Consider the following 22250-nt stretch of genomic DNA (forward strand, 5'->3'; position numbering starts at 1 on the left):
CATATGAATATGACGCCACAGATTTTTTTTTACCTTAAAAGTGTTCAAAATTTTTATAATGGATTCAATTTGTAACAAAAGAATGATTTGAAAGTCTAATTAATTGATAATACAATCTATGAAACTAAAATCCATCTTCCCCATTTCTGCTCTATTTCTAGGTCAAATCTACTTTGCGCAGGAAACTCCAAAAAAAGAAACAGACAACAAGGAAAAACAAATTGAGACAGTAACCATTACCAAAACGAAGAAAGCCGTTGAACAAAAGGCAGACAGAACGATTTTCGACTTTTCTGAACAACCCAATCTCAACTCCGGAACATTGATGGAAGGTTTGAAGAAACTTCCTGGTTTGGTTTCAACAGATATTGCCGGAATGATGTATCAGGGAAAATTCCTAGAAGTCTATATGGACGGAAGACCTCTGAATATCTCTAGTAATGAGCTGACTGCTTTCCTAGAAGGAATGCCCGCAAATTCTGTAGAAAGAATAGAGATTGTGACGCAACCAGGCGCAGAATTTCCTGCTACTTCTGGCGGTGCAATTCTTAATATCATTACAAGTAAAAATGCGAAAAGCTATCTTTCTGCGACTTACAGCGGAAGTTATGCTTTTACAAATTACGAAAAAGCGAGACACAAAACTGTCAACAGTCTTAATCTAAATGCCCGAAACAAATATTTTGGCTGGCAAATTAATTTTGGCCAAAACTATCGTGAAAGTGCACAATGGAGCGAAATTGCCGGTCTTTCTAAAACTTATACTGATAGAACAGGACGTGGTTATTTTGCCAATGCAGCAATGACTTTTGATTTGGGGAAAGACCGATTGCTTTTGAATTATGAATTCAATAAAAATAATAATGATAATGTAGTTCAAAGTAATGGATTAGGGTTTGACGAGATTACAAATACTATTTTCCCCATCAATTCTGAAGATTTTGGTAAGACATTGATTAACAGAAATGATGCGACGATTACTTATCAAAAACGATTTGATGATAAAAACAAAAAGCTTGATTTTCAGTTAAATTATAACAATTATAATACAGATTACGCTCAAAATAGTTTTGTCAATCCATCTAATAATACCGCGAATGCTTCCAACCAAAATGTTTACAGTTTCAAGGTTGATTTTTCTCAACCTTTGAAAATCTTGGACGAAGGGAAAATCAGCGTTGGCGGATTATACGAAAAACTGAATTTTGATACGGACAATAGAATCATTACGAATCTTGATTACCAAAGACAAACCTCATCGATGTATGCAGAATTGCAGACAAAGCTGAAGAAATTTGATTTTATTTTGGGCGCAAGAGCCGAGAATTATGACATTAATGGAATGACCAGAGTTCTGAAAGATGATATTGTAAGTGAAGAAAAACTGACGCCTTTCAATCAATTCAGGATTTTCCCGAATGCAAGTGTCCAATACAATTTTATGCAAAGCGTATTTTTTAGCTTCAACTATAATAAGAAAATTAGCCTTCCAAACATCTCTTTCCTGAATCCAAACAACACGGTTTTCAATAATCAGAACATCAATTACGGAGGAAATCCATATTTACAGCCTACGATTTTTGATAATTTTGAGGTTAAGATTTCTGCTTTTGATTATGCTTTTATTAGTTACAGCATTAGCTATTCTGACAACAATATTGCACAACAAGTTGGGAGAAAAGATCTGCTTGTAACTAACACGAATGTGAATATCCCAACAATGAGAATCCACAGTTTCAATGCAGGATTGCCGGTTCCGTTTATGATTTTCACGAAGAGTTTTAGCGAGATGATGAAATTTGATTTTAATCCCGATAAAATCAATTTCTTGTACTTATATACAAGTTATCAAAAACACGAGATTCCTGATTTGAACAACAAAGGTTTTTGGGTTTTTGGAAGTTCCGCACAGATTATTTTGCCTAAGGAAATTAAACTAACTGCTAATTATCGTCATATTACGAAAGGAAATTATTTCTACTTTGATGCGATAAAACCATTTAATCAATCTTTTGACCTTAATCTTACTAAGAAACTAATGAATAATCGTCTTACAGTTACTCTTTACGCAGATGATATTTTCAATCAAAATAAGAATACTTTCAATTCTGTTCCGCCAAACGATTTGAATCCTGTACTTTTATCAAGCAAAAACGACACCCGAAAATTCGGAATTGCTTTCAATTACAAAATCCCAACAAAAAACAAACTAGCAAAAGTGGACCCGAATCTTATCAAGAACAATAACACGTCTGATTCTAGTGGAGGAATTGTAACTCCTTAAGAAATATTTAAATAACAAAAAGCCGAAAGAAATTGAATCTTTCGGCTTTTTATTTTAATCTTCACAAGCTCTCCAAACCGCATCATTCTGTGGTACTGGCGCGATGATTTGTATATTATCCTTTGTAACTGGATGAGTGAATTCTAATTTCCTAGCGTGAAGCGAAATGCCTCCATCTTGATTGGAACGTGGCGAACCATATTTCAAGTCACCTTTGATTGGAACTCCGATTTTAGAAAGTTGCGCTCTGATTTGATGATGTCTTCCTGTTTCTAAATCAACTTCCAGCAAAAGATAATTATCTAAGGATTTAATCAAATTATAAGTCAAAATCGATTCTTTCGCGCCTTCTGTTGCTTTTGGATAGACAATCGCTTTGTTGTTTTTCTCATTCTTCTTGAGATAATGAACTAATCTTTGAGAATTCGGAATCATCTCTTTACCTACAACTGCCCAATACGTTTTCTTGATTTCACGATTCTTCACCATTTGAGTCAATCGGGAAAGCGCTTTGGAAGTTTTTGCGTAAATAACTAAACCAGAAGTTGGCCTGTCAATTCTATGAACCAAACCAAGAAAAACATTGCCCGGTTTATCATCTCTTTTTTTGATAAAGTCTTTAATCAATTCCAGCAAAGATAAGTCACCGGTTTTATCGCCTTGAACCAATTGCCCGGCTTTTTTGTTGATGACCATCATATGATTGTCTTCGTAAACGATTTGGGATTCAGAAAAACTTTGAGACATTATTGATGTTGTTTTAGTAGCCATTTCGGAATCTCGTCCACGAGCTCTGCCGAAAGGATATTGTTATGATATTTGTCTTTGTATTCCCAAAGAAAAACTTTGCCTTTAGATTTCATTTCATCAAAAAATTTAAAATTACTTTGAGGTAAATTATCCGTATCCAAACTTCCGTGAACAATCCAAATTGGTATATCAAGAAGTTCATCCATTTTATCAAACTGAGAAATTCCGGAAACATTAATCGCTGAAGCAAACAAATCCGGTCTTTTGGAAATCGCATTGGAGGTTGTTGCACCTCCCATAGAAAATCCCATTACGTAGATTCTGTCTCTATCAATATTTTCATTAATAATTAAAGAATCAATTGATTTTAAAACTAAATCCAAATGTTCGTTAGATTCAGAAGCTTTTACATTTCTGGTTTCATCGAGATGATAATTCGATGAACGAATCGGAAATTGCGGAGACAAAACATAAACAGGGTACTTTTCTCTATTTTCCGGAAGAAGCCACATTTTGGATAAAACTCCCATTTGAGAAGTGTTGTTTGTACCAATTGCACCAGAGCCGTGAAATACCAAAACTAATGGATATTTTTTATTCTGTTCAATTGTTTTTGGTTTCAAAAAACGGTAATTTACAGCTGCTTTTCCATTATCAAATTTCCCAGCTTTGAAATCAGAATAATCCAAACTCTTGATGTATTTGATTCTTGCTAAAGATTGTAACGAATCTGCTTTGTCGTGAAATTCGGTCTTCGTTCCATATTTCATTTTCTGCGAAGTGCAGGAAAACACAAACAGGATTCCGAACAGAAATAATGAAACTTTAAGAAACTTAAACATTGACGATATTTTAAATTAAACCCTTTCAGAATTAAAAACTCTAAAAGGGCAAATTTTATTTTGAATTAATTTTAATAACTTTCCTTATCATTCGGAAAATCAGAACTTTTCACGTCTTTTACGTACTGAGAAACTGCTCCTGTGATTTCAGAATAAAGGTCAAGATATCTTCTCAAAAATTTCGGAGAAAAACCTTGATTCATCCCCACCATATCGTGATAAACCAGAACTTGTCCGTCACAATCCGGTCCTGCTCCAATTCCAATTGTAGGAATAGAAATACTTTCCGAGGCTTTTTTCGCAAGCGCTGCAGGAATTTTTTCCAACACAACTGCAAAACATCCTAATTCTTCCAATAGTTTACAGTCTGTAATCAATTTTTCAGCTTCTGCATCTTCTTTCGCTCTCACTTTATAAGTTCCGAATTGATAGATACTTTGAGGCGTCAATCCAAGATGTCCGCAAACAGGAATTCCCGCATTTACGATTTTTCTGATAGATTCTTCAATTTCTTTTCCACCTTCGATTTTAATGGCGTGAGCGCCACCTTCTTTCATCATTCTCACGGCAGATTCCAAAGCTTTTTCAGGATTACTCTGATAAGTTCCGAAAGGTAAATCCGCCACAACCAAAGCTCTTTCCACACCACGAACAACACATTGTGTATGATAAATCATCTGGTCCAATGTAATTGGCAAAGTAGTTTCGTGACCAGCCATTACGTTCGCCGCAGAATCACCAATTAGAATTGAATCAACACCACCGGCATCAACTATTTTTGCAGTTGTAAAATCGTAAGCCGTCAGCATTGTAATCTTTTCCTTATCGAATTTCATTTTTCGTAAGGTTTCAGTCGTAATTTTTTTAATTTCAGAATGTACAGACATAAGAATTATTAATGATAAATTATAAGTTATAAATGATCAAAAATGAAAATGATGATTGAAATCAATCATCACTTATCTTTTATCGTTTATATAACCACGTGACCCAATTTGATTAATTTTTCTCTGTTAAGGATTTTGATATTTCTACCTTCTACAGAAATCAAATCATCTTGTTTGAATTCGGAGATTAATCGAATGGCGCTTTCTGTTGCAGTTCCAATCAGGTTGGCGATTTCTTCTCTTGTTAAAGATATTTTGATGAAACCTTCCGGGTCTGTTCCCAATTTTTGCTCTAGTAAAACTAAAATTTCAGCCAATCTTTCTCTCACTGTTTTTTGAGCAAGGAAAGTTACTGTATTTGCAGATTCACCCAATTCGTAAGCAATTTTTTGAAGCATTGCATAGGACAATTTTGGATCAACTTCCAATAATTTTAAGAAAACATCAGAAGGCAAGAACTGAACTTTCATTGGCGTCATAGCTTCTGCTTTTGCTTGAAAATTTTCCCCACAAAGCAATGAACGATAACCTATTAAATCATTTTCTTTGCAGAATCTCAAAATCTGATCTTTACCATAAACCCCCGATTTCGATAATTTCGCTGTTCCTTTTTCGATAAAATAAACACCTTTGGGCGAATCACCATCGTCGAAAACGACATCACCTTTTGAGAATTCTAGAACTTTGAGTGCATTACTGTAGATTTCAAAATCTTCCGGATTCAAACTTTCACGTAAAGATTCTTGATTAAATGCTTTTGAGAAATTTTGTTCTATAACCAATTGTTGTTCAAGAGACATACCTATGACATTTGTCAGCAAAAATAAGACTTTTTAACACTACATACCAAGATTTTTGACGTAATTTTGCAATCCAAATATCTGAGAACTTTTTAATGGCAGAACAATGCTTTCATTGCGGTCAGAAAATCGACAAAGAACGCCTTCTTTTTGACGACAAAATCTTTTGTTGCAACGGTTGTCAATCCGTTTACGAAATTCTGAATTTTCACAATCTTGATAATTTTTACAATATTAATCAACGTTCGGGAGTACGTCCTAGCAACGAGAACAATTCGCAATTCGATTATCTTGACACGCCGGAAATCTTTACCAAAGTTGTAGATTTTTCTGAAGGCGGAACGACGTTGGTGACTTTCAAAATCCCTGTAATTCATTGCTCATCTTGCATTTGGTTATTGGAAAGTCTTCACACGATTAATAATAAAATCAAATATTCTCAGGTTAATTTCACAAGAAAAACGCTTCAAGTCTCTTTCAAAGAAGAGGAATTGAAACTAAGTGAATTGGCAAAATTCTTAACAAATCTTGGCTACAAACCAATCATCAACTTAGAAACTGCTGAGAAAAAACACGACAAATTAGACAAAGGTCTTCTGATAAAATTGGCAGTTGCAGGATTTGCTTTCGGAAACGGAATGTTTTTCAGTTTTCCGGAATACGTTTCGGGCGATGACGTTTGGTTTCATTCGTATAAACATTTATTCAGAGTTATTTTATTCCTATTAGCAACAGCGGTTGTATTTTATTCTGCTTCAGATTATTACAAGTCCGCTTGGTATGGCTTGAAGAATAAAATCATCAACATTGATGTTCCGATTGTTTTAGGAATTTTCGTACTTTATGGAAGAAGTATTTATGAAGTTGTGACAGATTATGGTCCGGGTTATTTCGATACACTTTGCGGATTATTGTTCTTTATGTTGCTCGGAAAAACCTTTCAAAAAAGAACTTACAACACACTTTCTTACGACAGAGATTACAAATCGTTCTATCCGATTGCCGTAACAAAAGTTGATTTCGACGGAAAACAGGATAATATTCTTCTTTCGGATTTGGCAGTTGGTGATAGAATTATGGTTAGAAACCAGGAAATTATTCCTGTAGATTCGATTTTGATTAAAGGCGAAGGAAACATTGATAATAGTTTTATAACAGGAGAATCTGCTCATATTTCCAAAAAACCAGGCGATAAAATCTTTGCCGGAGGAAAACAAACAGGTTCAATTCTGGAACTTGAAGTGATTAAAAGCGTTGACCAAAGCTACTTAACTCAACTTTGGAACAAGGAAGCTTTCAAGAAAATGGATACTGGTCTTGATACTTTGACGAATACTATCAGTAAATATTTTACATTCATTATTTTAGGAATTACATTATTTGCCGGAATTTATTGGTCGACAATCGATATGGAGAAAATGTTCCAAGTGGTTTCAGCGATTCTGATCGTCGCTTGCCCGTGTGCTTTGGCGTTGTCAGCTCCGTTTACTTTCGGACATATTATGAGAATTCTTGGTCGTAATAATTTTTATGTAAAAGACACTTTAACCATTGAAAGATTGGCAAAAGTTGACACATTGGTATTTGATAAAACAGGAACAATTACGGAAAGTAAAAAATCGAATATCAATTACATAGGAAGCGAGATTGAAGATTTTGATTTGAGAAATATCAAATCTTTACTTAAAAACTCCAATCATCCACTTTCCAAGTCACTTTATAATTTCATCGAAGTGAATGATGATTACTTTGAAGTGGAAGATTTTGAGGAGATTTCAGGAAAAGGTTATCAAGCGAAAGTAAGAGGAATTAATTATAAAATTGGTTCTGCAAGTTTTGTTGGAGAGAAATCTCAGGATTTGGAAACAGCAGTCTACATTAAGAAAGATGAGACTTTTATTGGAAAATTCACATTCAAAAATGAATACCGAAATAATCTTTCTCAACTTTTCAAGAACCTGAAAAATTATGCTATTAATATTTTAAGTGGCGACAATTCTTCAGAAAAACCAATTCTTGAAAAATTGATTCCGAATGTTTCTGAGATGAAATTCAATCAAAATCCGGAAAACAAACTGGATTTTATCAAAGAATTACAAGACAAAGGACAAAAAGTTGCAATGCTTGGTGATGGATTAAATGATGCTGGAGCTTTAAAACAGAGTAATGTCGGTATTGCAATTTCGGATGACAGCAACTCTTTCACGCCTTCATCAGACGTGATTATGAACGGCGAAAAAATTCCGGAATTGGACAAATTTTTAGCACTTTCAAAAGATGCGATTATGATTGTAAAAATCACATTCATAATCAGTTTGTGTTATAATGTTATCGGAGTCAGCTTTGCAGTTTCAGGACATATGCATCCACTTTTTGCTGCTATTTTTATGCCTTTAAGTTCTGTAACTGTTGTAACATTCACAACGCTTTCGACTTGGCTTAGAAGTTCAAAATATTTCAAGATAAAGATTTAGAACACTTTTATTTAGAGTGATTATAAATTATCCATATTTCTATCATTCTGACCAAAGTCAGTAATTTTCACTAAATTTGACGACTGTTTTATCTTAAATTTGTGGCTGGTATGGAGATTCTCTATTTGATGATTATCTGCAGCGTTTCTTTAGCTGTAATTTTTCTAGTAATTTTTATTATTGGAGCAAGAAAAGGACAGTTTGAAGACGATGAATCGCCTGCAGTCAGAATTCTTTTCGATGACGAGGTGAAGACAGGAAAGGAGACGAAAACTCCTGAAAATAAAAAAGAATAATTGCTATTTGTAGATATGGAGACACAAAAATTTAGTTATGACAACGGGATTGTTCGCGCTTTTCTTATTGCGACAGTTGTTTTCGGTTTGACCGGTTTTTTACTGGGTCTTACTGCCGCGTTGTTATTATTTTATCCTGAGTTACCGGAATTTTTCTTGGGAACAGATGACACAACAATCAACACGCTTAGAAGTGGAGGATTGCAAGGTTTAATTAATTCTCAAGGTGCATTTGGATTCGGACGTATTAGAATGTTGCATACAAGTGCCGTGATTTTCGCATTTGTTGGTAACAGTTTCTTCTCTGGATTCTATTACTCAATCCAAAGATTATTGAAAACAAGAATGTGGAGTGACACCTTATCTTGGATTCACTTCTGGGGATGGCAGTTGATGCTTGTTTCTGTGGTAATTACATTCTTTATGGGTATCAACACTTCAAAAGAATATGCAGAACACGAGTGGCCGATCGACATCTTGATTACTTTGGTTTGGCTAGTGTTTGGTTTCAATATGTTTGCTACAATCGCTGTTAGAAGAGTAAGGCACTTATATGTTGCAATTTGGTTCTACATCGGAACTTGGGTTGCGGTTGCAATGCTTCACATTTTCAATAACTTAGAAGTTCCATTATCTTTCACAGGATGGAAATCATACTCGGCTTATGCAGGTGTTAAAGATGCGTTGGTGCAGTGGTGGTATGGTCACAATGCGGTTGCATTCTTCTTGACAACTCCAGTTCTTGGTATGATGTATTATTTCGTGCCAAAAGCTGCTGACAGACCTGTTTTCTCATACAAACTATCGATCATTCACTTTTGGTCATTAATCTTCGTATATATCTGGGCAGGTCCTCACCACTTACAATATACTGCGTTGCCAGCTTGGGCTCAGGCAGTAGGAACAGGTTTCTCTATCATGCTTATTGCTCCGTCTTGGGGAGGTATGTTGAATGGTCTATTGACATTGAGAGGTGCTTGGGATAAAGTAAGAGAAAATCCAGTTCTTAAATTCTTTGTAGTCGCTGTAACGTGTTATGGAATGGCAACTTTCGAAGGTCCACTTTTGGCAACTAAAACGGTTAATAAAGTAGGTCACTTTACAGACTGGGTAATTGGTCACGTTCACTTAGGAGCACTTGGATGGAACGGATTTATGGCATTTGGTGTTATTTATTATTTAGTTCCGATTATGTGGAGAACCAAGCTTTGGTCTGTTAAATTAGCTAACTGGCATTTCTGGTTAGGGACATTCGGGATTATTTTCTATGCGGTTCCTTTGTATATTTCAGGATTTACACAAGGTTTGATGTGGAAACAATTCAATCCAGATGGAACTTTGGTTTACAAAAACTGGTTGGATACTGTAACAGCAATTCTTCCTTACTTCAAAATGAGATTTGTTGGAGGTTTATTATACTTCTCTGGAGCAGTTCTAATGGTAGTTAACTTGGTTGCAACAGCTAGAAAAGGTTCTTTCCAAAAAGAAGTTTCTGCAGAAGCACCAGCTTTGGCAAACGTGAAAAAAGGAAGAAAAGAAGGAGAAACTTTCCACCTTTGGTTAGAAAGAACACCTCTTTATCTATCAATACTTTCTTTCATCGTATTGGCAATTGGAGGTTCGTTAGAAATTCTACCTACAATATTTGTTAAAGAAAACGTTCCTACCATTTCTGCGGTTAAACCTTATTCTCCGTTAGAATTAGAAGGTAGAGATATCTATATCAGAGAAGGTTGTAATGCATGTCACTCACAGATGATTCGTCCTTTCCGTGACGAGGTTGTAAGATTCAACGGTAAGAATGGACAATATTCAAAAGCTGGAGAATTTATCTATGACAGACCATTCCTTTGGGGTTCTAAAAGAACAGGTCCGGATTTGCAGAGAGAAGGTGGTGTAAGACCAGATTCTTGGCACTTTAAGCATATGTACAATCCAAGGTCAACTTCTGCAGGTTCTATTATGCCTAGATATCCTTGGTTGATTGAAAATGAACTTGATAGAAGTAAATCAAAAGCTAAATTGGAATTGATGAAAAACTCTTTTGATGTTCCTTATACAAAAGCTCAGATTGATTCTATGGATACTTGGATGAACAATCAAGCAAGTGCTATCGTGAAGAATGTATTCTCTGAAGCTGATGACGTTAAGAAATCTTTCGCAGAGTCTAAAGCTAACAAAGAAAAATCAGGAGAGAAATTCGTTCCTCTAGAGAAGAGAGAAATCGTAGCATTGATTTCTTATCTACAAAGATTAGGTACGGATATCAAGACTACAGAAGTAAAAACAGCTAGTAATTAATATTTAAAATAAAATGATTCCGCAAAGTTTTAAAGACATCATCTCCAATGTGGAAAATGCAGGTTTCTTCCAAACTTTGGCAATGATTATCTTCATTCTATTTTTTGTGGTGGTAGTTTACATCGTAATCAACAGACCAAAGAAATATTATAGCGAAGAAGAAAATGCGCCTTTGGAAAAAGACCACGACGATGACAAATTTACTTTGTAATTAAAAAAAATATTTAATAATGAAAAGAAGAACACCTGTTTATATTAATATTCTAATCGTTTTAGGATTATTACTTGTAGTTTTCTATATGTTCTCGCAGACATCGGATTTCTTGTCTACTAGATTTTTCTTGGGAACAGCTTTGATTAGTATCATTGTTGTTTTCATTCAAAATGCTATTGGAGATTTGATTGAAAATGAGAAATTCAAAAAATTAACTGATGCTGAAAAAGCAACTTATATATCGGAAAAGCAAGTTCCTTATTTCAAATACCTTTGGAATGGTGCTTTCAAAAGCCAAGGCGAAAAAGAAGAAAAAGATATCCTTATTGACCATGGTTTCGATGGAATTATGGAGCTTGACAATCAGCTTCCAAAGTGGTGGTTAGGTCTTTTCTACTTTGGTTGCGCATATTGTGTACTTTATATTTCGTCTTACTTTATGACAGATTTTGCTAATCCTTACAAAGAATACGAGCAAGAATACAGAGAGCAAACTGCTGCTATCAATGATTATATGGCGACAGTAACACAACCAACTTTGGAAACTGCAGTTTTCTCAGAAGATAATGTTGAGGCAGGTAAAGCTGTTTTCGAAACTAACTGTGTTTCTTGTCACGGTGAAGGTGGAAAAGGAGGTATTGGTCCTAACTTGACAGATAATTTCTGGATTAACCAACCTGAGAAAACATTATTCAAAAATGTATTCTATATGGTTGATAACGGTAGTAAAAATAACCCAACGATGCAGGCTTGGGGTAAAAACGGTGTGGTTTCTGGTTTTGAGATGGAACAAGTTGCGGCTTATGTCTATCATATCAACCAAGAACAAGCTCCTATCACACCTGCACAAGGTGGCGCTGCTCCTCAGGGAACAGAAGCAAACTGGGAAAAATCTAAATAATAACATACTAAAGAGATTGTCAAGAATATCGTTCTTTCGGAATGATATTTGAGAATAAATAATTGCTATTTATTCTTGTGGCAATCTCTTTTTTTATCTCAAATATTATGGGTACAACAGAAAAAAAATACAACGAATCAGAAAGCTGGGTAGTAGAAGCTGAAACATTTCGAGACTCTGTTGGTACAATGGATAATACCGGGAAAAGAAAATGGGTATTTCCAAGAAAACCAAAAGGGAAATATACCAATTACAGAATTATTGTAAGCATTCTTTTACTAACCATATACTTTACAATTCCTTTTCTAAAATTCAACGACAATCCGCTTCTTTTATTCAATATTATAGAGCGCCAATTCTTCATTTTTGGTCAACCTTTTTATCCTCAGGATTTTTTTATTCTAGCATTAGGAGCAATAGCTTCATTAATATTCATTATTATTTTCACGGTTGTTTTCGGGAGAATATTTTGCGGATGGATTTGTCCTCAAACTATTTTCTTAGAAATGATATTCCGTAAGATAGAATATGCTATTGAAGGAGACCGAAACAAACAAATAAGACTTGACAATCAAGCTTGGGATACAGAAAAGATATGGAAACGTTCCTTGAAATGGTCTATATTTTTATTGATTTCCATTATCATAACCCACATTATGTTTATGTACATTGTAGGTTATGAAGAGGTTTTCCGCATTATGCAAGAAGGTCCATTTGCAAAGCCAACCAATTTCTTGGTAATGATATTGTTTACAGCGGCATTTTACTTTGTATTTGCTTGGTTCAGAGAACAGGTTTGTACAATGGTTTGTCCGTATGGAAGATTGCAAGGCGTTTTAATTGACAAAGAAACTATCAACGTTTTCTACGATTATAAAAGAGGAGAAAACCGCGCTAAATGGAAAAAAGGAGAAGATAGAAAAGCGGCAGGAAAAGGCGATTGTATCGATTGTAAACAGTGCGTTGTCGTTTGTCCAACAGGAATCGATATCCGTGATGGTTTACAAATGGAATGCGTGAATTGCACCGCTTGTATGGATGCTTGTGATGAAGTAATGGTGAAAGTGGGTCTTCCGACTGGATTGGTTCGTTACGCATCAGAAAAAGAGATTGAAGAGCAACAGAAATTCAAGTTCTCTGGAAAGATGAAAGCTTATTCTGTTGTGTTATTAGCGCTTGTTGTTTTCTTAGGTGGATTGTTATACAACAGAGGAGAAATGGAAGCTAAATTTCTAAAACCTCCAGGTTCTACTTTCTTCGTAAGAGATGGGAAAATTAATAATACTTACAATTATACTTTCCTTAATAAGTCTAATGAGACTAAGACTGTTATCATTAAAATTATTGAGCCTGCTAACGGAGAAATATCTTCCAGCGTGGCTTCTAACAAAATTGTACTGAAAAGAGATGCTATGGTGAAAGGAACGATTACAGTAAGTTTCCCAGAAAGCCAAATCAAACTATCAAAACAAAATCTGGAATTGGGTGTTTACGATATGAACGGAGAATTATTAGATTCTTACAAGACTTATTTTGAAGGACCATTCAAATTTCAATTTTAAATATTAAAGAATGAAAAATCTAAATTGGGGACACGGATTGATGATTGCACTAGGTTGTTTCATCCTTTTTATATTATTTCTGATATTCGTCTTTCCGATGGGGAAACAGAATGCAGAAATGATTTCTAATAATTATTACGAGGAAGAACTTCATTATCAGGACATTATTGATGCTAAAGAAAATGCAGCTAAACTTGAAAAAATCCCTGAATATAAAGCAACTTCCGAAGGTATGATGATATCTTTTCCCGAAACTATAAAAGTGGATGAGAACAAAGTGAATTTCGTTTTATTTCGTACAGATGATTCTAACTTGGATGTCAGAAAAGAAGTTGGTTTGCAACACAATGTTTTCTTGATTCCTAAAAAAGTGATTTCTAAAGGTTCCTATACTCTGAAATTAAAATGGACAGAGAATAAGAAACCTTATCAGGTAGATTATGATATACTATGGAACTAGCACTCATCATATCAGCCATTGGATTGGGATTCGCATCCGGATTCCATTGTATTGGTATGTGCGGGCCTATTGCGATTTCTATGGGATTGACCAAAAATCAGAAAGCTAATTTCTATCTTCAGAATCTAACTTATCAGTTGGGAAGAATTCTCACCTATTCTTTTCTAGGAGCAGTCCTAGGAATTATCGGACAAAGTTTTGAATTGGCTGGATTCCAAAAATATTTAACAGTTTTTGTTGGGATTTTATTAATTTTAATGGCAATTTCATCTTTTGGAGGAAAAGACTTTGCAGCAAAAATCCCTTTCGTTTCAAGAGCGTTATTGAAGGTCAAAATGCAATTGGGAAAAATCCTTCAACGTCCTGATTACAAATCTCGTTTTGCAACAGGAATTCTTAACGGATTTTTACCTTGCGGAATGGTTTATATGGCTTTGACAGCTTCATTAGCAGCTGGCGGAATCTGGCAAAGTTCTCTATTTATGTTTCTTTTTGGATTGGGAACTTTCCCATTTATGTTTGCCGTTGTTTTCTTGGGGAATTTCATCACAACCGCTTTCCGAGTAAAGATATTAAGAGTCATTCCAGTAATGATGATTATTCTTGGTGGATTGTTCGTTCTGAGAGGTTTGGAATTAGGTATTCCTTATGTTTCTCCACACTCAGAGTCTTTACACATTAACCATTCTTCTGATGGTTTTCATATTGACCATACGAATTGTCATTAATGATTTTATTTAAGCAGATTTCAAGTTAGTCAACTACAAAATAATCAATATGTTTAAAAATCAAATCAATAAACTATTTACTTTTTTGATTTTTATAATTGCATTTAGTTGTAAAGAAAATCGAAATATCAAAGTTTCTGAAATTGATGATATTACAACTCAGCAAGAAGTTCAAAGTTTGATAAGGAAAAACTTTAAAAACTTATCCCAATATGAAGTTAAGAGCATCCAAAGTTTTAAACGTCACGATTTTGGATGTCAAACTAATGTAAAACTTGCTGATGAACTCGGTGTTAAAGAAAGTTTCTATAAAGCAGATTTTGATAATAATGGTTATTCTGACCTATTAGTAATAGGCGATAATCATACTTGTTTCGAAAGTCAAAACCAATCTTGTAGTTATACGCCTTTAGTTATTCTTAATCTTGGAAATAAAAAGTATAGGATTGCAAATATTTCTCAAAATTTTGATGATTATTTTGTCCCAAAAATCTCAGAAAAAAATGGACAAATCTTGTTAGAAATCAATAAAGCAAAGATTGAAAATTGGAAAGAAAAAATAGTTTCAAAAGATATTAAAAAACAAGTATTGGCCTTAAAATACGGTGCTTTCATAGAATATAATACAAATGCTCAAAATTATATTCCAATTCAAAAAATCGAATTTTCTACTAAGGGTTGTTTTGGTACTTGTCCAATATTTGATTTGGAAATTAATAACAATGCTGAGGCAAAATTCGTCGCCAAAAATTTTAATTTTAGTGATGATATGGAAATATGGTCAGGCAAAAACGAAGGTATTTTCAAGACGAAGATTAAAAAAGAAGATTTTGACTCTTTAATAAAAACCTTAGAATATATTGATTTCCCAGAACTAGAAGATTACTATTCTGTAGATTGGACGGATGACCAAACTGTCGATTTGAAAATCATATACTCCAATGGAAAAATTAAAAACATCAGTGACTATGGAGCTTCTGGCACTTATGGACTAATAAGGGTTTATGAAATATTATTTGATTTGAGGAAAAACCAAAATTGGATAAAAATAGATTAATAAACAAAAAAATCGGCCATTTGACCGATTTAATATTTTAGAAAGAAACTTCTGCTGTTTCCTTACCTTTTTGGAAATTGACCGTTTTCAAATTTCCTTTGTAAGTGACATTCATAATATTAACCTGCTTTGGAAATTGACCAATCAATATGCTGTTTTTGATTTTCAAACTAGAAATATCAGAAACATTTCCTACTTCATAATAGACCCAAACAGATTCTCCATTCACTTGGCTCCCTGTAAAAGTCAAAGTCTTAGCAACTCCATTTACAGCTACATCTACATTATTATTAACATATTTTTTTACTTCTGCTTCAAAACCTGCGGTGGTAGGGTCAATTTTTGTAGCTTGAGAAATATGCGAAGTATTAAGTTTTGTCGTGAATTTCAAGGTTTTGCTTCCGTCAATATAATCGACTTTGGTCATTGATGAAAAGAAATCTAGGTCTTTGAAACTAAAGAAACTGATGAGCAAAATTCCGAGAGATAATATAAATATAGATTTTTTCATTTTTATACAATTAAATAACTTTTATTAGAGATATAAGGTCAAATTATATGCCACATATCAGAAATTAACACTTACCGAATATTTATCATAAAAACATTTGATGTGCTCAACTGCATCTTCCGCTGTATCTACAACTCGGAAAAGCGACAGATCTTGTTCAGCAATCAAACCTTCTTTCAATAAAGTTCCTTTGAACCAATCCAACAATCCACTCCAAAACTCGCTTCCGACCAAAACGATGGGGAACTTCCCAATTTTATTAGTTTGAATCAAAGTCAAAGCTTCAGAAAGCTCGTCCAAAGTTCCAAATCCTCCAGGCATAACAACAAATCCTTGCGAATATTTCACAAACATTACCTTTCTAACGAAAAAATAATCAAAATTGATATTATATCCCTTATCAACATAAGGATTAAAATGTTGTTCAAAAGGCAATTCTATGTTAAGACCAATTGATTTCCCCTGTCCGCTAGCTCCTCTGTTACCGGCTTCCATTATTCCAGGACCTCCACCAGTAATCACACCAAAACCAATTTCTGTAATTTTTTGTGCAATTTCAGAAGCCATTTTGTAATAATAGCTATCTTCTTTTAGTCTTGCAGAACCAAATATGGAAACACAAGGTCCAATACGAACCATTTTTTCATAACCATCTACAAACTCAGACATGATCCTGAAAACCATCCAGCTATCTTTTGTAATAGTCTCGTCCCAAGTTTTCTGTCTCAGACTGTCGTGTAATCTTTTTTCTTCGTCTTGTTGTGTCATCTGAATAATTTTTCTGCTTCTAAAATAGATTCTGGCCTACCAACATCAATCAAATTAGCGGTGTGTTGATAACCAATAATAATATCTTCTTTCATAAGGTCCATATATTCGTCCATAATGGAAAACTTACCTGTTCTCGTTAATTTTCCGAATATCTCAGAATTAACACAATGGATTCCACTGAAAGCCAATTCTCTTAATTTGAAAATCCCACCGACAACAGTTTTTTTGTTGGTTTGAAGGTTTCTCCAACCTTTTAAGAACATCTTGTCATTGAACATCAATTTTCTGGAACTATCTCTGTCGGAAACGGCCAAAGTAATCATTCCACCTTTGAGTTCGTGGATTTTTATAAAGTTGGTGATATTAAGGTCTGTCAGGATATCAACATTCATAATTAAGAATGTTTTCTCATTTTCAAGAAATCTTTTAGCGAACAACAATCCGCCACCAGTTTCCAGAAGTTCATCCGATTCATTTGAAATTTCGATATTAGCTCCGAAGTTGTCATTCTCTGCCAAGAAAGCAAGAATCTGTCCTCCAAAATGATGAATATTAATGACAAAATCATTGATTCCGTAACTCTGTAGATATTTGATGTTTCTTTCCAGAAGAGTAACATCATTTACCTTAGCCAAAGCTTTTGGATGATTGTCTGTAAAAGGTTTTAATCGGGTTCCCATTCCCGCAGCAAATAGTAATGCTTTCATATTTATAAATGATAAATAATTATTGATGAATGAATTCACTCATCAATTTAATATAATTATTTTAAGCTAGCAGCAAAAATCTAATTGCTAGAAGCGGATGATAAATTAAGATGCAACTGTTCGTCGTGATGGATTTTTACTTGTGCATCCGGAAAATTTTGTCTGATAAATTCAGCAGTTTTGATTGCCGAATAAACCGAACGATGTTGTCCACCCGTACACCCAAAGTTGATTTGAAGATTTTCAAAACCTCTTTCAAGATAATTTTTGATGCTGATAGAAATAAGACTGTGAATTGATTTTAAGAAATTAGGCATTTCTGTTTTATTCTCAAGAAACTCTTGAACTCCAATATCATTCCCGGTTTGAGTTTTATATTCTTCAATTCTTCCCGGATTAAGGATTCCTCTGCAATCGAAAACGAAACCGCCTCCGTTCTCTGTATTATCTTTAGGGATTCCGCCTTTTTTATAAGAAAAACTGTGAATATCTATTACTAATTTGTTCTGCATCAACTTTAATTTTCTGTAAAGTTACTTTTTTTAATTTTCTTTGAAAAATTGATTAATTCTGAATTTTAAATTTAATTTTGCATATTAATTGGTATGAGGGGTTTCAAATCAAACATATTCCTTATTTTTAAAAATAAATCAAAATTAAAATGAAATTTATAAAATACTGTCTGTTAGCAACTTTACTGATTCTAATGGTAGGTTGCAAAAAAACAAGTGTTGACGGGAGCAACCGCAAAAGCTTTCAGGAAAGTATCAATGATATGGCTTCCAGCCTTTCAACCTTGCAACAAGTGAAATTCAACGAAGCTTTATATATTCTAAAGACATTTGGCGTAGAAGCTGATGGAGATATTGCAGAAATTGCAGCTCTTGGGAAACTTCTTGATGGAAAAAAAACAGCAGAAATTTTTGCATTGGCTGACCAAGTTGCACAGAAAAACGGTGTTGACTGGAGCAGTACAGCACCGCCAAGTCTCGGAGAAATGAACATCTTCGGAAATGAAGTGGCTTCTGAAAAAGACCCTAACGATATTGATGCAGCAGCACTAAATATTATTGTGACCAATATTGCTGGCGACAGTTTGACAGGTTCAAAAGGATTGATAATCACGCCGCAATTGGTTGACAACAATGGAAAAAAAGTTGATTTTGAAGGTGCTGCATTGGAAACTGTGATGGAAATCTCAAGTGGAGGAAACAAAATCTCTACTTCGAAAAACCTGATGCAAGACCCTGCTTTCAGAGGATTTACGATTAAATATTCATCGCTTCCAAAAGAAAAAATCTTTGAAGAAAAAATCGATATCAAGCTAACTGTAAAAACAACTAAGAAGCTTTTACAAATGCTTAAAATGGGAATTCCTGTGAATGGAAAAGCACTTTACACTCCGCCGGCTCCTGTAGTTTCGGATTCGCTTCAAGTTTCTGAGCCACAAGTTGACCCGCAGACCGGAGAAACTGTTACGCCTCCACCAGCTCCAAAAGCTGCAAATCCTGACCCAAAAACTACCGTAACAAAATTCCTGAACAATTTGTCTTCTCAGAATTTCAAGGCAGCTTTTGATGCTTCAGAAAACCCGAATTGGGGTTCTTATGACAAATTTTCGAATCCAAATTCAGGTTTTGGTTCTGTAAAAAACATCAGCGTAAAAAATATTGCTGTTCCTTATAATAAGGATAATTCGGCAAACGTTAACGTTACTTATGATGTAACCGACAAAAACGGAAAAACAACTTCCTTGAATGTGACTTACGGATTGAAAGCTGTTAACAACAACTGGAAAATTACAACTTATAAAATCAACAATTAAAAATAGAAGATGGCATCTGCAGAATTGATTAACAAATTAGAAGAGACAATCGATAATATTCCTGACTTTCCGATTCCGGGAATTCAATTTAAAGATATTTGTCCGATTTTTCTTCAGCCAAAGTTATATGAAGAAGTCATCGCAGATTTGGCTAATTTCAGCCGAGGAAAAATTGATGTCGTTTGTGGAATCGAAAGCCGAGGTTATCTTTTTGGGATCGCGATTGCTGTTGCTTTGGATGTTCCTTTTGTTTTAATTAGAAAAGCTGGAAAATTACCTCCGCCTTTCATCGGAGAAAAATATGATTTGGAATACGGTTCTGCTGAAATCGAAATGAAAACCGGACATTTGAAAGAAGGACAACGCGTTTTGATTCACGATGACCTTTTAGCAACTGGCGGAACTACAGAAGCTGCTGCAAAACTTGTTTCAAAGCAAGGCGCAATTCCTACACAGTTCAGCTTTTTGATTGATTTGAAAGATTTGAATGGCGAAGAAAGACTCAAAAAATTTAACGCAGAAGTTTACTCGATTCTGAAATATTAAAATAATTTAACCATCAGAAAAAGAAGTCTTTGCATATCAAAAGGAAAACATTAAATTTGCACTCTATTTATTAAAAAAAAATTATGGCAAACCAGCATAACAAAAATCACGAACAAGAAGGAAAAGAAACCGTAGAATTTTTCAGAGACCTTGATAAAGAAGCACTTAATATAGAATCATTCTTAGAAAAAAATGCAAAAGCACTTAGCATTGGTTTCGGAGTTCTAATTGTTGCAGTTTTAGGTTGGTTCGGATATCAGCAGTTCATTGTTGCTCCTAAAAATGAGGAAGCTACAAAAAGTTATCTTGCTGCTCAGAAAAATTTAGCTGATGGAAAAGAAGACCTTGCTCTTGGTGGGAAATCTGTTGCAAACCCAGGTTTTATTGGAACTTACGATGAATACAGTGGAACAAAAGCTGGTAAATTATCTGCTTACAATGCTGGACTAATAGAATTCAAAAAAGGAAATTATCAAAAAGCTTACGATTTGTTGGACAAATTCAGTTCAGATAACAAAGTTTTGGTAGCGCTTAAATTTGGAGCGATGGCAGATTGTCTTTCAAACCTTAACAAGGCTGATGATGCGCTAGCTATGGCAGATAAAGCTTCTTCTGCTTCTGATGATGCTTACACTTCTTATTATTTTACAAAAAAAGCAGGAATGTTGGCTTTAGCACTTAAGAAAAACGCTGATGCTAAAAAATATTTCGCTACAATCGACGAAAAATATCAGGACTATGACAACGGACAATCCGATGCTTTCATAGAAATGACAAAATATTACTAAACAATGGCAACTATTAATCTATCAGATTATAAGCCACTCAACATTTCTAATGCCGATGAATATTCAATCGGCATTGTTGTTTCTGAGTGGAACGATTTCGTAACTTATAACCTTCGAAACGGCGCAATCGAAACGCTGAAAGCCGAAGGAATCAAAGAAGAAAACATTCACATTTATTACGTTCCGGGCGCTTTCGAGTTAAGCTTTGCAACAATGAAACTTTGTCGATCTAACAAGTTCGCAGCAGTTATTGCAATAGGCAATGTGATTCGTGGAGAAACACCTCATTTTGAGTTTGTTTGTTCAGGCGTTACGCAAGGCATCAAAGATTGTAATATCTTGACCGATACACCGGCTATCTTCTGTGTTTTGACAGATGATACCAAAGAACAGTCCATTGCCAGAAGTGGAGGAAGTCTTGGGAATAAAGGCGTAGAAGCTGCTGCTACCGCTTTGAAAATGATTGATTTCAATAATAAAACATCTAAGCTTTAGATTTAATTCTCAAAGTCTTAATAAATTAGGCATCTTTTTTGTCTTTGGAAAGTTATTCTAAGAAATTTCAACAATAATATCTTTTTAGTAAAATTATGTTGGTTTTCTTTTCCAGAAAGAACTATGAATTTTAAAAATAACATAATCTAAGTTATGAAATGGACCAACGACAGAAGTGACAACGTAGATGACAGACGTGGCTCCGGCGGCGGTGGCATGCTTGTTGGCGGTGGATTAGGAACCATCATTATTGCAGCTATTGTCTTCTTTCTAGGAGGCGACCCATCTGCAATTCTACAAAACAGTAATTCTGCACCTCAACAAACAGAACAGAGACAACTTACCAAAGAAGAGCTCAACATCAGAGAATTTGTCAGAATGTTGACTAAAGAAAATGAGCAAACTTGGGACAAGGTTTTTCAAGAAAACGGAATCCAATTCAGACCTGCAAAAGTTGTTTTGTTCGAAAGTACAACAGATTCAGGCTGTGGAACTGCACAGTCAGAGATGGGACCTTTTTATTGCCCGTCAGACCACACTATCTATATGGATATGAGTTTCTTTAACGAGCTTCAGCAAAAATTTGGAGCCAAGGTTGGACAGTTTACAGTTGCTTATGTTCTTGGTCACGAGTATGGACATCATATCCAGAACCTTTTAGGGACATTGGATAAAGTTCATCAATTAAGCCAAAGAGGGAGCGAAACTCAAGCCAACAGAATCTCTGTCGCCAATGAATTACAAGCAGATTTCTATGCAGGACTTTGGGCAAAGCAAACCGATAACAGAGAAAAGATTATAGAACCTGGAGACATTCAAGAAGCGATGAGTGCTGCCGCTGCAGTTGGTGATGACAATATTCAGAAAAGAGGACAAGGTTATGTAAACCAAGAAAGTTTTACCCACGGTTCTTCCGCTCAACGCGAAGAATGGTTTATGAGAGGTTACAATACTGGTGATATCAGACAAGGCGATACGTTCAGTGCATTGCTGAAATAAATAAGAGAAACAGAGTTTTATAAAACAGAAAAAGCAAGAATCATTCAATTCT

General features: G+C 34.7%; 23 protein-coding genes. 15 read left to right on the plus strand and 8 right to left on the minus strand.

Annotated features, from left to right (window positions below; translation table 11 throughout):
* Positions 1 to 118 precede the first annotated feature (118 nt).
* Positions 119 to 2284: an outer membrane beta-barrel protein gene (locus RTY06_RS04915; RefSeq protein ID WP_312823248.1), complete on the plus strand. Its 2166-nt coding sequence runs from the start codon at positions 119 to 121 to the stop codon at positions 2282 to 2284.
* A gap of 54 nt (positions 2285 to 2338) precedes the next feature.
* Here RTY06_RS04915 and RTY06_RS04920 read toward each other — a convergent pair whose 3' ends face one another.
* From RTY06_RS04920 to RTY06_RS04935, 4 genes are all read right to left on the minus strand, one after another.
* Complete coding sequence (locus RTY06_RS04920) at positions 2339 to 3055, minus strand: RNA pseudouridine synthase (RefSeq protein WP_312823249.1); 717 nt, start codon at positions 3053 to 3055, stop codon at positions 2339 to 2341.
* A complete protein-coding gene (locus RTY06_RS04925; protein ID WP_312823250.1) occupies positions 3031 to 3876 on the minus strand; it encodes an alpha/beta fold hydrolase in 846 nt (281 codons plus the stop codon). The genes RTY06_RS04920 and RTY06_RS04925 overlap by 25 nt, the downstream gene beginning before the upstream one ends.
* Before the next feature lie 71 nt (positions 3877 to 3947).
* On the minus strand, positions 3948 to 4763 hold the full coding sequence (gene panB / locus RTY06_RS04930; protein ID WP_312823251.1) for a 3-methyl-2-oxobutanoate hydroxymethyltransferase: 816 nt from the start codon (positions 4761 to 4763) through the stop codon (positions 3948 to 3950).
* A gap of 86 nt (positions 4764 to 4849) precedes the next feature.
* Positions 4850 to 5563 (minus strand): Crp/Fnr family transcriptional regulator, encoded by a 714-nt coding sequence (locus tag RTY06_RS04935; RefSeq protein ID WP_312823252.1) that lies wholly within the window; start codon positions 5561 to 5563, stop codon positions 4850 to 4852.
* Positions 5564 to 5658: 95 nt separating this feature from the next.
* On the opposite strand from RTY06_RS04935, the gene RTY06_RS04940 reads away from it, so the two are divergent.
* The 9 genes from RTY06_RS04940 (at position 5659) to RTY06_RS04980 (ending at position 15556) form a co-directional block, all read left to right on the plus strand.
* A complete protein-coding gene (locus RTY06_RS04940; RefSeq protein ID WP_312823253.1) occupies positions 5659 to 8037 on the plus strand; it encodes a heavy metal translocating P-type ATPase metal-binding domain-containing protein in 2379 nt (792 codons plus the stop codon).
* A 110-nt stretch (positions 8038 to 8147) separates the two neighbouring features.
* The gene (ccoS, locus tag RTY06_RS04945) at positions 8148 to 8333 is read left to right on the plus strand and encodes a cbb3-type cytochrome oxidase assembly protein CcoS (protein WP_312823254.1); all 186 of its coding nucleotides are present in this window, start codon (positions 8148 to 8150) and stop codon (positions 8331 to 8333) included.
* A gap of 15 nt (positions 8334 to 8348) precedes the next feature.
* Positions 8349 to 10634, plus strand: coding sequence for a cytochrome-c oxidase, cbb3-type subunit I (gene ccoN, locus RTY06_RS04950; protein ID WP_312823255.1), 2286 nt, complete (start codon positions 8349 to 8351; stop codon positions 10632 to 10634).
* A gap of 13 nt (positions 10635 to 10647) precedes the next feature.
* Positions 10648 to 10845 (plus strand): CcoQ/FixQ family Cbb3-type cytochrome c oxidase assembly chaperone, encoded by a 198-nt coding sequence (locus tag RTY06_RS04955; protein WP_116034049.1) that lies wholly within the window; start codon positions 10648 to 10650, stop codon positions 10843 to 10845.
* A 19-nt stretch (positions 10846 to 10864) separates the two neighbouring features.
* Positions 10865 to 11749 (plus strand): cbb3-type cytochrome c oxidase N-terminal domain-containing protein, encoded by an 885-nt coding sequence (locus tag RTY06_RS04960; protein ID WP_312823258.1) that lies wholly within the window; start codon positions 10865 to 10867, stop codon positions 11747 to 11749.
* A gap of 107 nt (positions 11750 to 11856) precedes the next feature.
* Positions 11857 to 13311 (plus strand): cytochrome c oxidase accessory protein CcoG, encoded by a 1455-nt coding sequence (ccoG, locus tag RTY06_RS04965; RefSeq protein WP_312823259.1) that lies wholly within the window; start codon positions 11857 to 11859, stop codon positions 13309 to 13311.
* 10 nt (positions 13312 to 13321) lie between these two features.
* Positions 13322 to 13771 carry a FixH family protein gene (locus tag RTY06_RS04970; RefSeq protein ID WP_312823261.1) on the plus strand — a complete coding sequence of 150 codons (450 nt, stop codon included), beginning with the start codon at positions 13322 to 13324 and terminating at the stop codon, positions 13769 to 13771.
* Positions 13762 to 14499, plus strand: a complete 738-nt coding sequence (locus RTY06_RS04975) for a sulfite exporter TauE/SafE family protein (protein ID WP_312823263.1) — start codon at positions 13762 to 13764, stop codon at positions 14497 to 14499. The genes RTY06_RS04970 and RTY06_RS04975 overlap by 10 nt, the downstream gene beginning before the upstream one ends.
* A gap of 49 nt (positions 14500 to 14548) precedes the next feature.
* Complete coding sequence (locus RTY06_RS04980; protein WP_312823265.1) at positions 14549 to 15556, plus strand: DUF6438 domain-containing protein; 1008 nt, start codon at positions 14549 to 14551, stop codon at positions 15554 to 15556.
* 37 nt (positions 15557 to 15593) lie between these two features.
* On the opposite strand, the gene RTY06_RS04985 is transcribed toward RTY06_RS04980, so the two are convergent.
* From RTY06_RS04985 to RTY06_RS05000, 4 genes are all read right to left on the minus strand, one after another.
* The gene (locus RTY06_RS04985) at positions 15594 to 16067 is read right to left on the minus strand and encodes a DUF6702 family protein (RefSeq protein WP_312823266.1); all 474 of its coding nucleotides are present in this window, start codon (positions 16065 to 16067) and stop codon (positions 15594 to 15596) included.
* Positions 16068 to 16124: 57 nt separating this feature from the next.
* Positions 16125 to 16835 carry a TIGR00730 family Rossman fold protein gene (locus RTY06_RS04990; protein ID WP_312823268.1) on the minus strand — a complete coding sequence of 237 codons (711 nt, stop codon included), beginning with the start codon at positions 16833 to 16835 and terminating at the stop codon, positions 16125 to 16127.
* Positions 16832 to 17545 (minus strand): sugar phosphate nucleotidyltransferase, encoded by a 714-nt coding sequence (locus tag RTY06_RS04995; protein WP_312823271.1) that lies wholly within the window; start codon positions 17543 to 17545, stop codon positions 16832 to 16834. Before RTY06_RS04995 ends, RTY06_RS04990 begins: the two co-directional genes overlap by 4 nt.
* A gap of 80 nt (positions 17546 to 17625) precedes the next feature.
* Complete coding sequence (locus tag RTY06_RS05000; protein ID WP_312823273.1) at positions 17626 to 18057, minus strand: RNase adapter RapZ; 432 nt, start codon at positions 18055 to 18057, stop codon at positions 17626 to 17628.
* A 149-nt stretch (positions 18058 to 18206) separates the two neighbouring features.
* Between RTY06_RS05000 and RTY06_RS05005 the strand changes: the two genes are divergently transcribed.
* The 5 genes from RTY06_RS05005 (at position 18207) to RTY06_RS05025 (ending at position 22198) form a co-directional block, all read left to right on the plus strand.
* Entirely contained in the window at positions 18207 to 19370 is a 1164-nt protein-coding gene (locus RTY06_RS05005) for a DUF6694 family lipoprotein (protein WP_312823275.1), read from the plus strand.
* A 9-nt stretch (positions 19371 to 19379) separates the two neighbouring features.
* A complete protein-coding gene (locus RTY06_RS05010) occupies positions 19380 to 19916 on the plus strand; it encodes an adenine phosphoribosyltransferase (RefSeq protein WP_312823277.1) in 537 nt (178 codons plus the stop codon).
* 83 nt (positions 19917 to 19999) lie between these two features.
* Entirely contained in the window at positions 20000 to 20704 is a 705-nt protein-coding gene (locus tag RTY06_RS05015; protein ID WP_312823278.1) for a tetratricopeptide repeat protein, read from the plus strand.
* Positions 20705 to 20707: 3 nt separating this feature from the next.
* On the plus strand, positions 20708 to 21199 hold the full coding sequence (gene ribH, locus RTY06_RS05020; RefSeq protein ID WP_312823279.1) for a 6,7-dimethyl-8-ribityllumazine synthase: 492 nt from the start codon (positions 20708 to 20710) through the stop codon (positions 21197 to 21199).
* 153 nt (positions 21200 to 21352) lie between these two features.
* Positions 21353 to 22198 (plus strand): neutral zinc metallopeptidase, encoded by an 846-nt coding sequence (locus tag RTY06_RS05025; protein WP_312823280.1) that lies wholly within the window; start codon positions 21353 to 21355, stop codon positions 22196 to 22198.
* The last annotated feature ends 52 nt before the right edge of the window (positions 22199 to 22250 follow it).

It is taken from the genome of Epilithonimonas sp., from assembly GCF_032055105.1.
Lineage (GTDB): Bacteria > Bacteroidota > Bacteroidia > Flavobacteriales > Weeksellaceae > Epilithonimonas.

Bases quoted from the DNA above. Each gene is read 5' to 3' on its own strand.
- RTY06_RS04915 (WP_312823248.1), top strand. From the start codon at position 119: ATGAAACTAAAATCCATCTTCCCCATTTCTGCTCTATTTCTAGGTCAA.
- RTY06_RS04920 (WP_312823249.1), bottom strand. From the start codon at position 3,055: ATGGCTACTAAAACAACATCAATAATGTCTCAAAGTTTTTCTGAATCC.
- RTY06_RS04925 (WP_312823250.1), bottom strand. From the start codon at position 3,876: ATGTTTAAGTTTCTTAAAGTTTCATTATTTCTGTTCGGAATCCTGTTT.
- panB (WP_312823251.1), bottom strand. From the start codon at position 4,763: ATGTCTGTACATTCTGAAATTAAAAAAATTACGACTGAAACCTTACGA.
- RTY06_RS04935 (WP_312823252.1), bottom strand. From the start codon at position 5,563: ATGTCTCTTGAACAACAATTGGTTATAGAACAAAATTTCTCAAAAGCA.
- RTY06_RS04940 (WP_312823253.1), top strand. From the start codon at position 5,659: ATGGCAGAACAATGCTTTCATTGCGGTCAGAAAATCGACAAAGAACGC.
- ccoS (WP_312823254.1), top strand. From the start codon at position 8,148: ATGGAGATTCTCTATTTGATGATTATCTGCAGCGTTTCTTTAGCTGTA.
- ccoN (WP_312823255.1), top strand. From the start codon at position 8,349: ATGGAGACACAAAAATTTAGTTATGACAACGGGATTGTTCGCGCTTTT.
- RTY06_RS04955 (WP_116034049.1), top strand. From the start codon at position 10,648: ATGATTCCGCAAAGTTTTAAAGACATCATCTCCAATGTGGAAAATGCA.
- RTY06_RS04960 (WP_312823258.1), top strand. From the start codon at position 10,865: ATGAAAAGAAGAACACCTGTTTATATTAATATTCTAATCGTTTTAGGA.
- ccoG (WP_312823259.1), top strand. From the start codon at position 11,857: ATGGGTACAACAGAAAAAAAATACAACGAATCAGAAAGCTGGGTAGTA.
- RTY06_RS04970 (WP_312823261.1), top strand. From the start codon at position 13,322: ATGAAAAATCTAAATTGGGGACACGGATTGATGATTGCACTAGGTTGT.
- RTY06_RS04975 (WP_312823263.1), top strand. From the start codon at position 13,762: ATGGAACTAGCACTCATCATATCAGCCATTGGATTGGGATTCGCATCC.
- RTY06_RS04980 (WP_312823265.1), top strand. From the start codon at position 14,549: ATGTTTAAAAATCAAATCAATAAACTATTTACTTTTTTGATTTTTATA.
- RTY06_RS04985 (WP_312823266.1), bottom strand. From the start codon at position 16,067: ATGAAAAAATCTATATTTATATTATCTCTCGGAATTTTGCTCATCAGT.
- RTY06_RS04990 (WP_312823268.1), bottom strand. From the start codon at position 16,835: ATGACACAACAAGACGAAGAAAAAAGATTACACGACAGTCTGAGACAG.
- RTY06_RS04995 (WP_312823271.1), bottom strand. From the start codon at position 17,545: ATGAAAGCATTACTATTTGCTGCGGGAATGGGAACCCGATTAAAACCT.
- RTY06_RS05000 (WP_312823273.1), bottom strand. From the start codon at position 18,057: ATGCAGAACAAATTAGTAATAGATATTCACAGTTTTTCTTATAAAAAA.
- RTY06_RS05005 (WP_312823275.1), top strand. From the start codon at position 18,207: ATGAAATTTATAAAATACTGTCTGTTAGCAACTTTACTGATTCTAATG.
- RTY06_RS05010 (WP_312823277.1), top strand. From the start codon at position 19,380: ATGGCATCTGCAGAATTGATTAACAAATTAGAAGAGACAATCGATAAT.
- RTY06_RS05015 (WP_312823278.1), top strand. From the start codon at position 20,000: ATGGCAAACCAGCATAACAAAAATCACGAACAAGAAGGAAAAGAAACC.
- ribH (WP_312823279.1), top strand. From the start codon at position 20,708: ATGGCAACTATTAATCTATCAGATTATAAGCCACTCAACATTTCTAAT.
- RTY06_RS05025 (WP_312823280.1), top strand. From the start codon at position 21,353: ATGAAATGGACCAACGACAGAAGTGACAACGTAGATGACAGACGTGGC.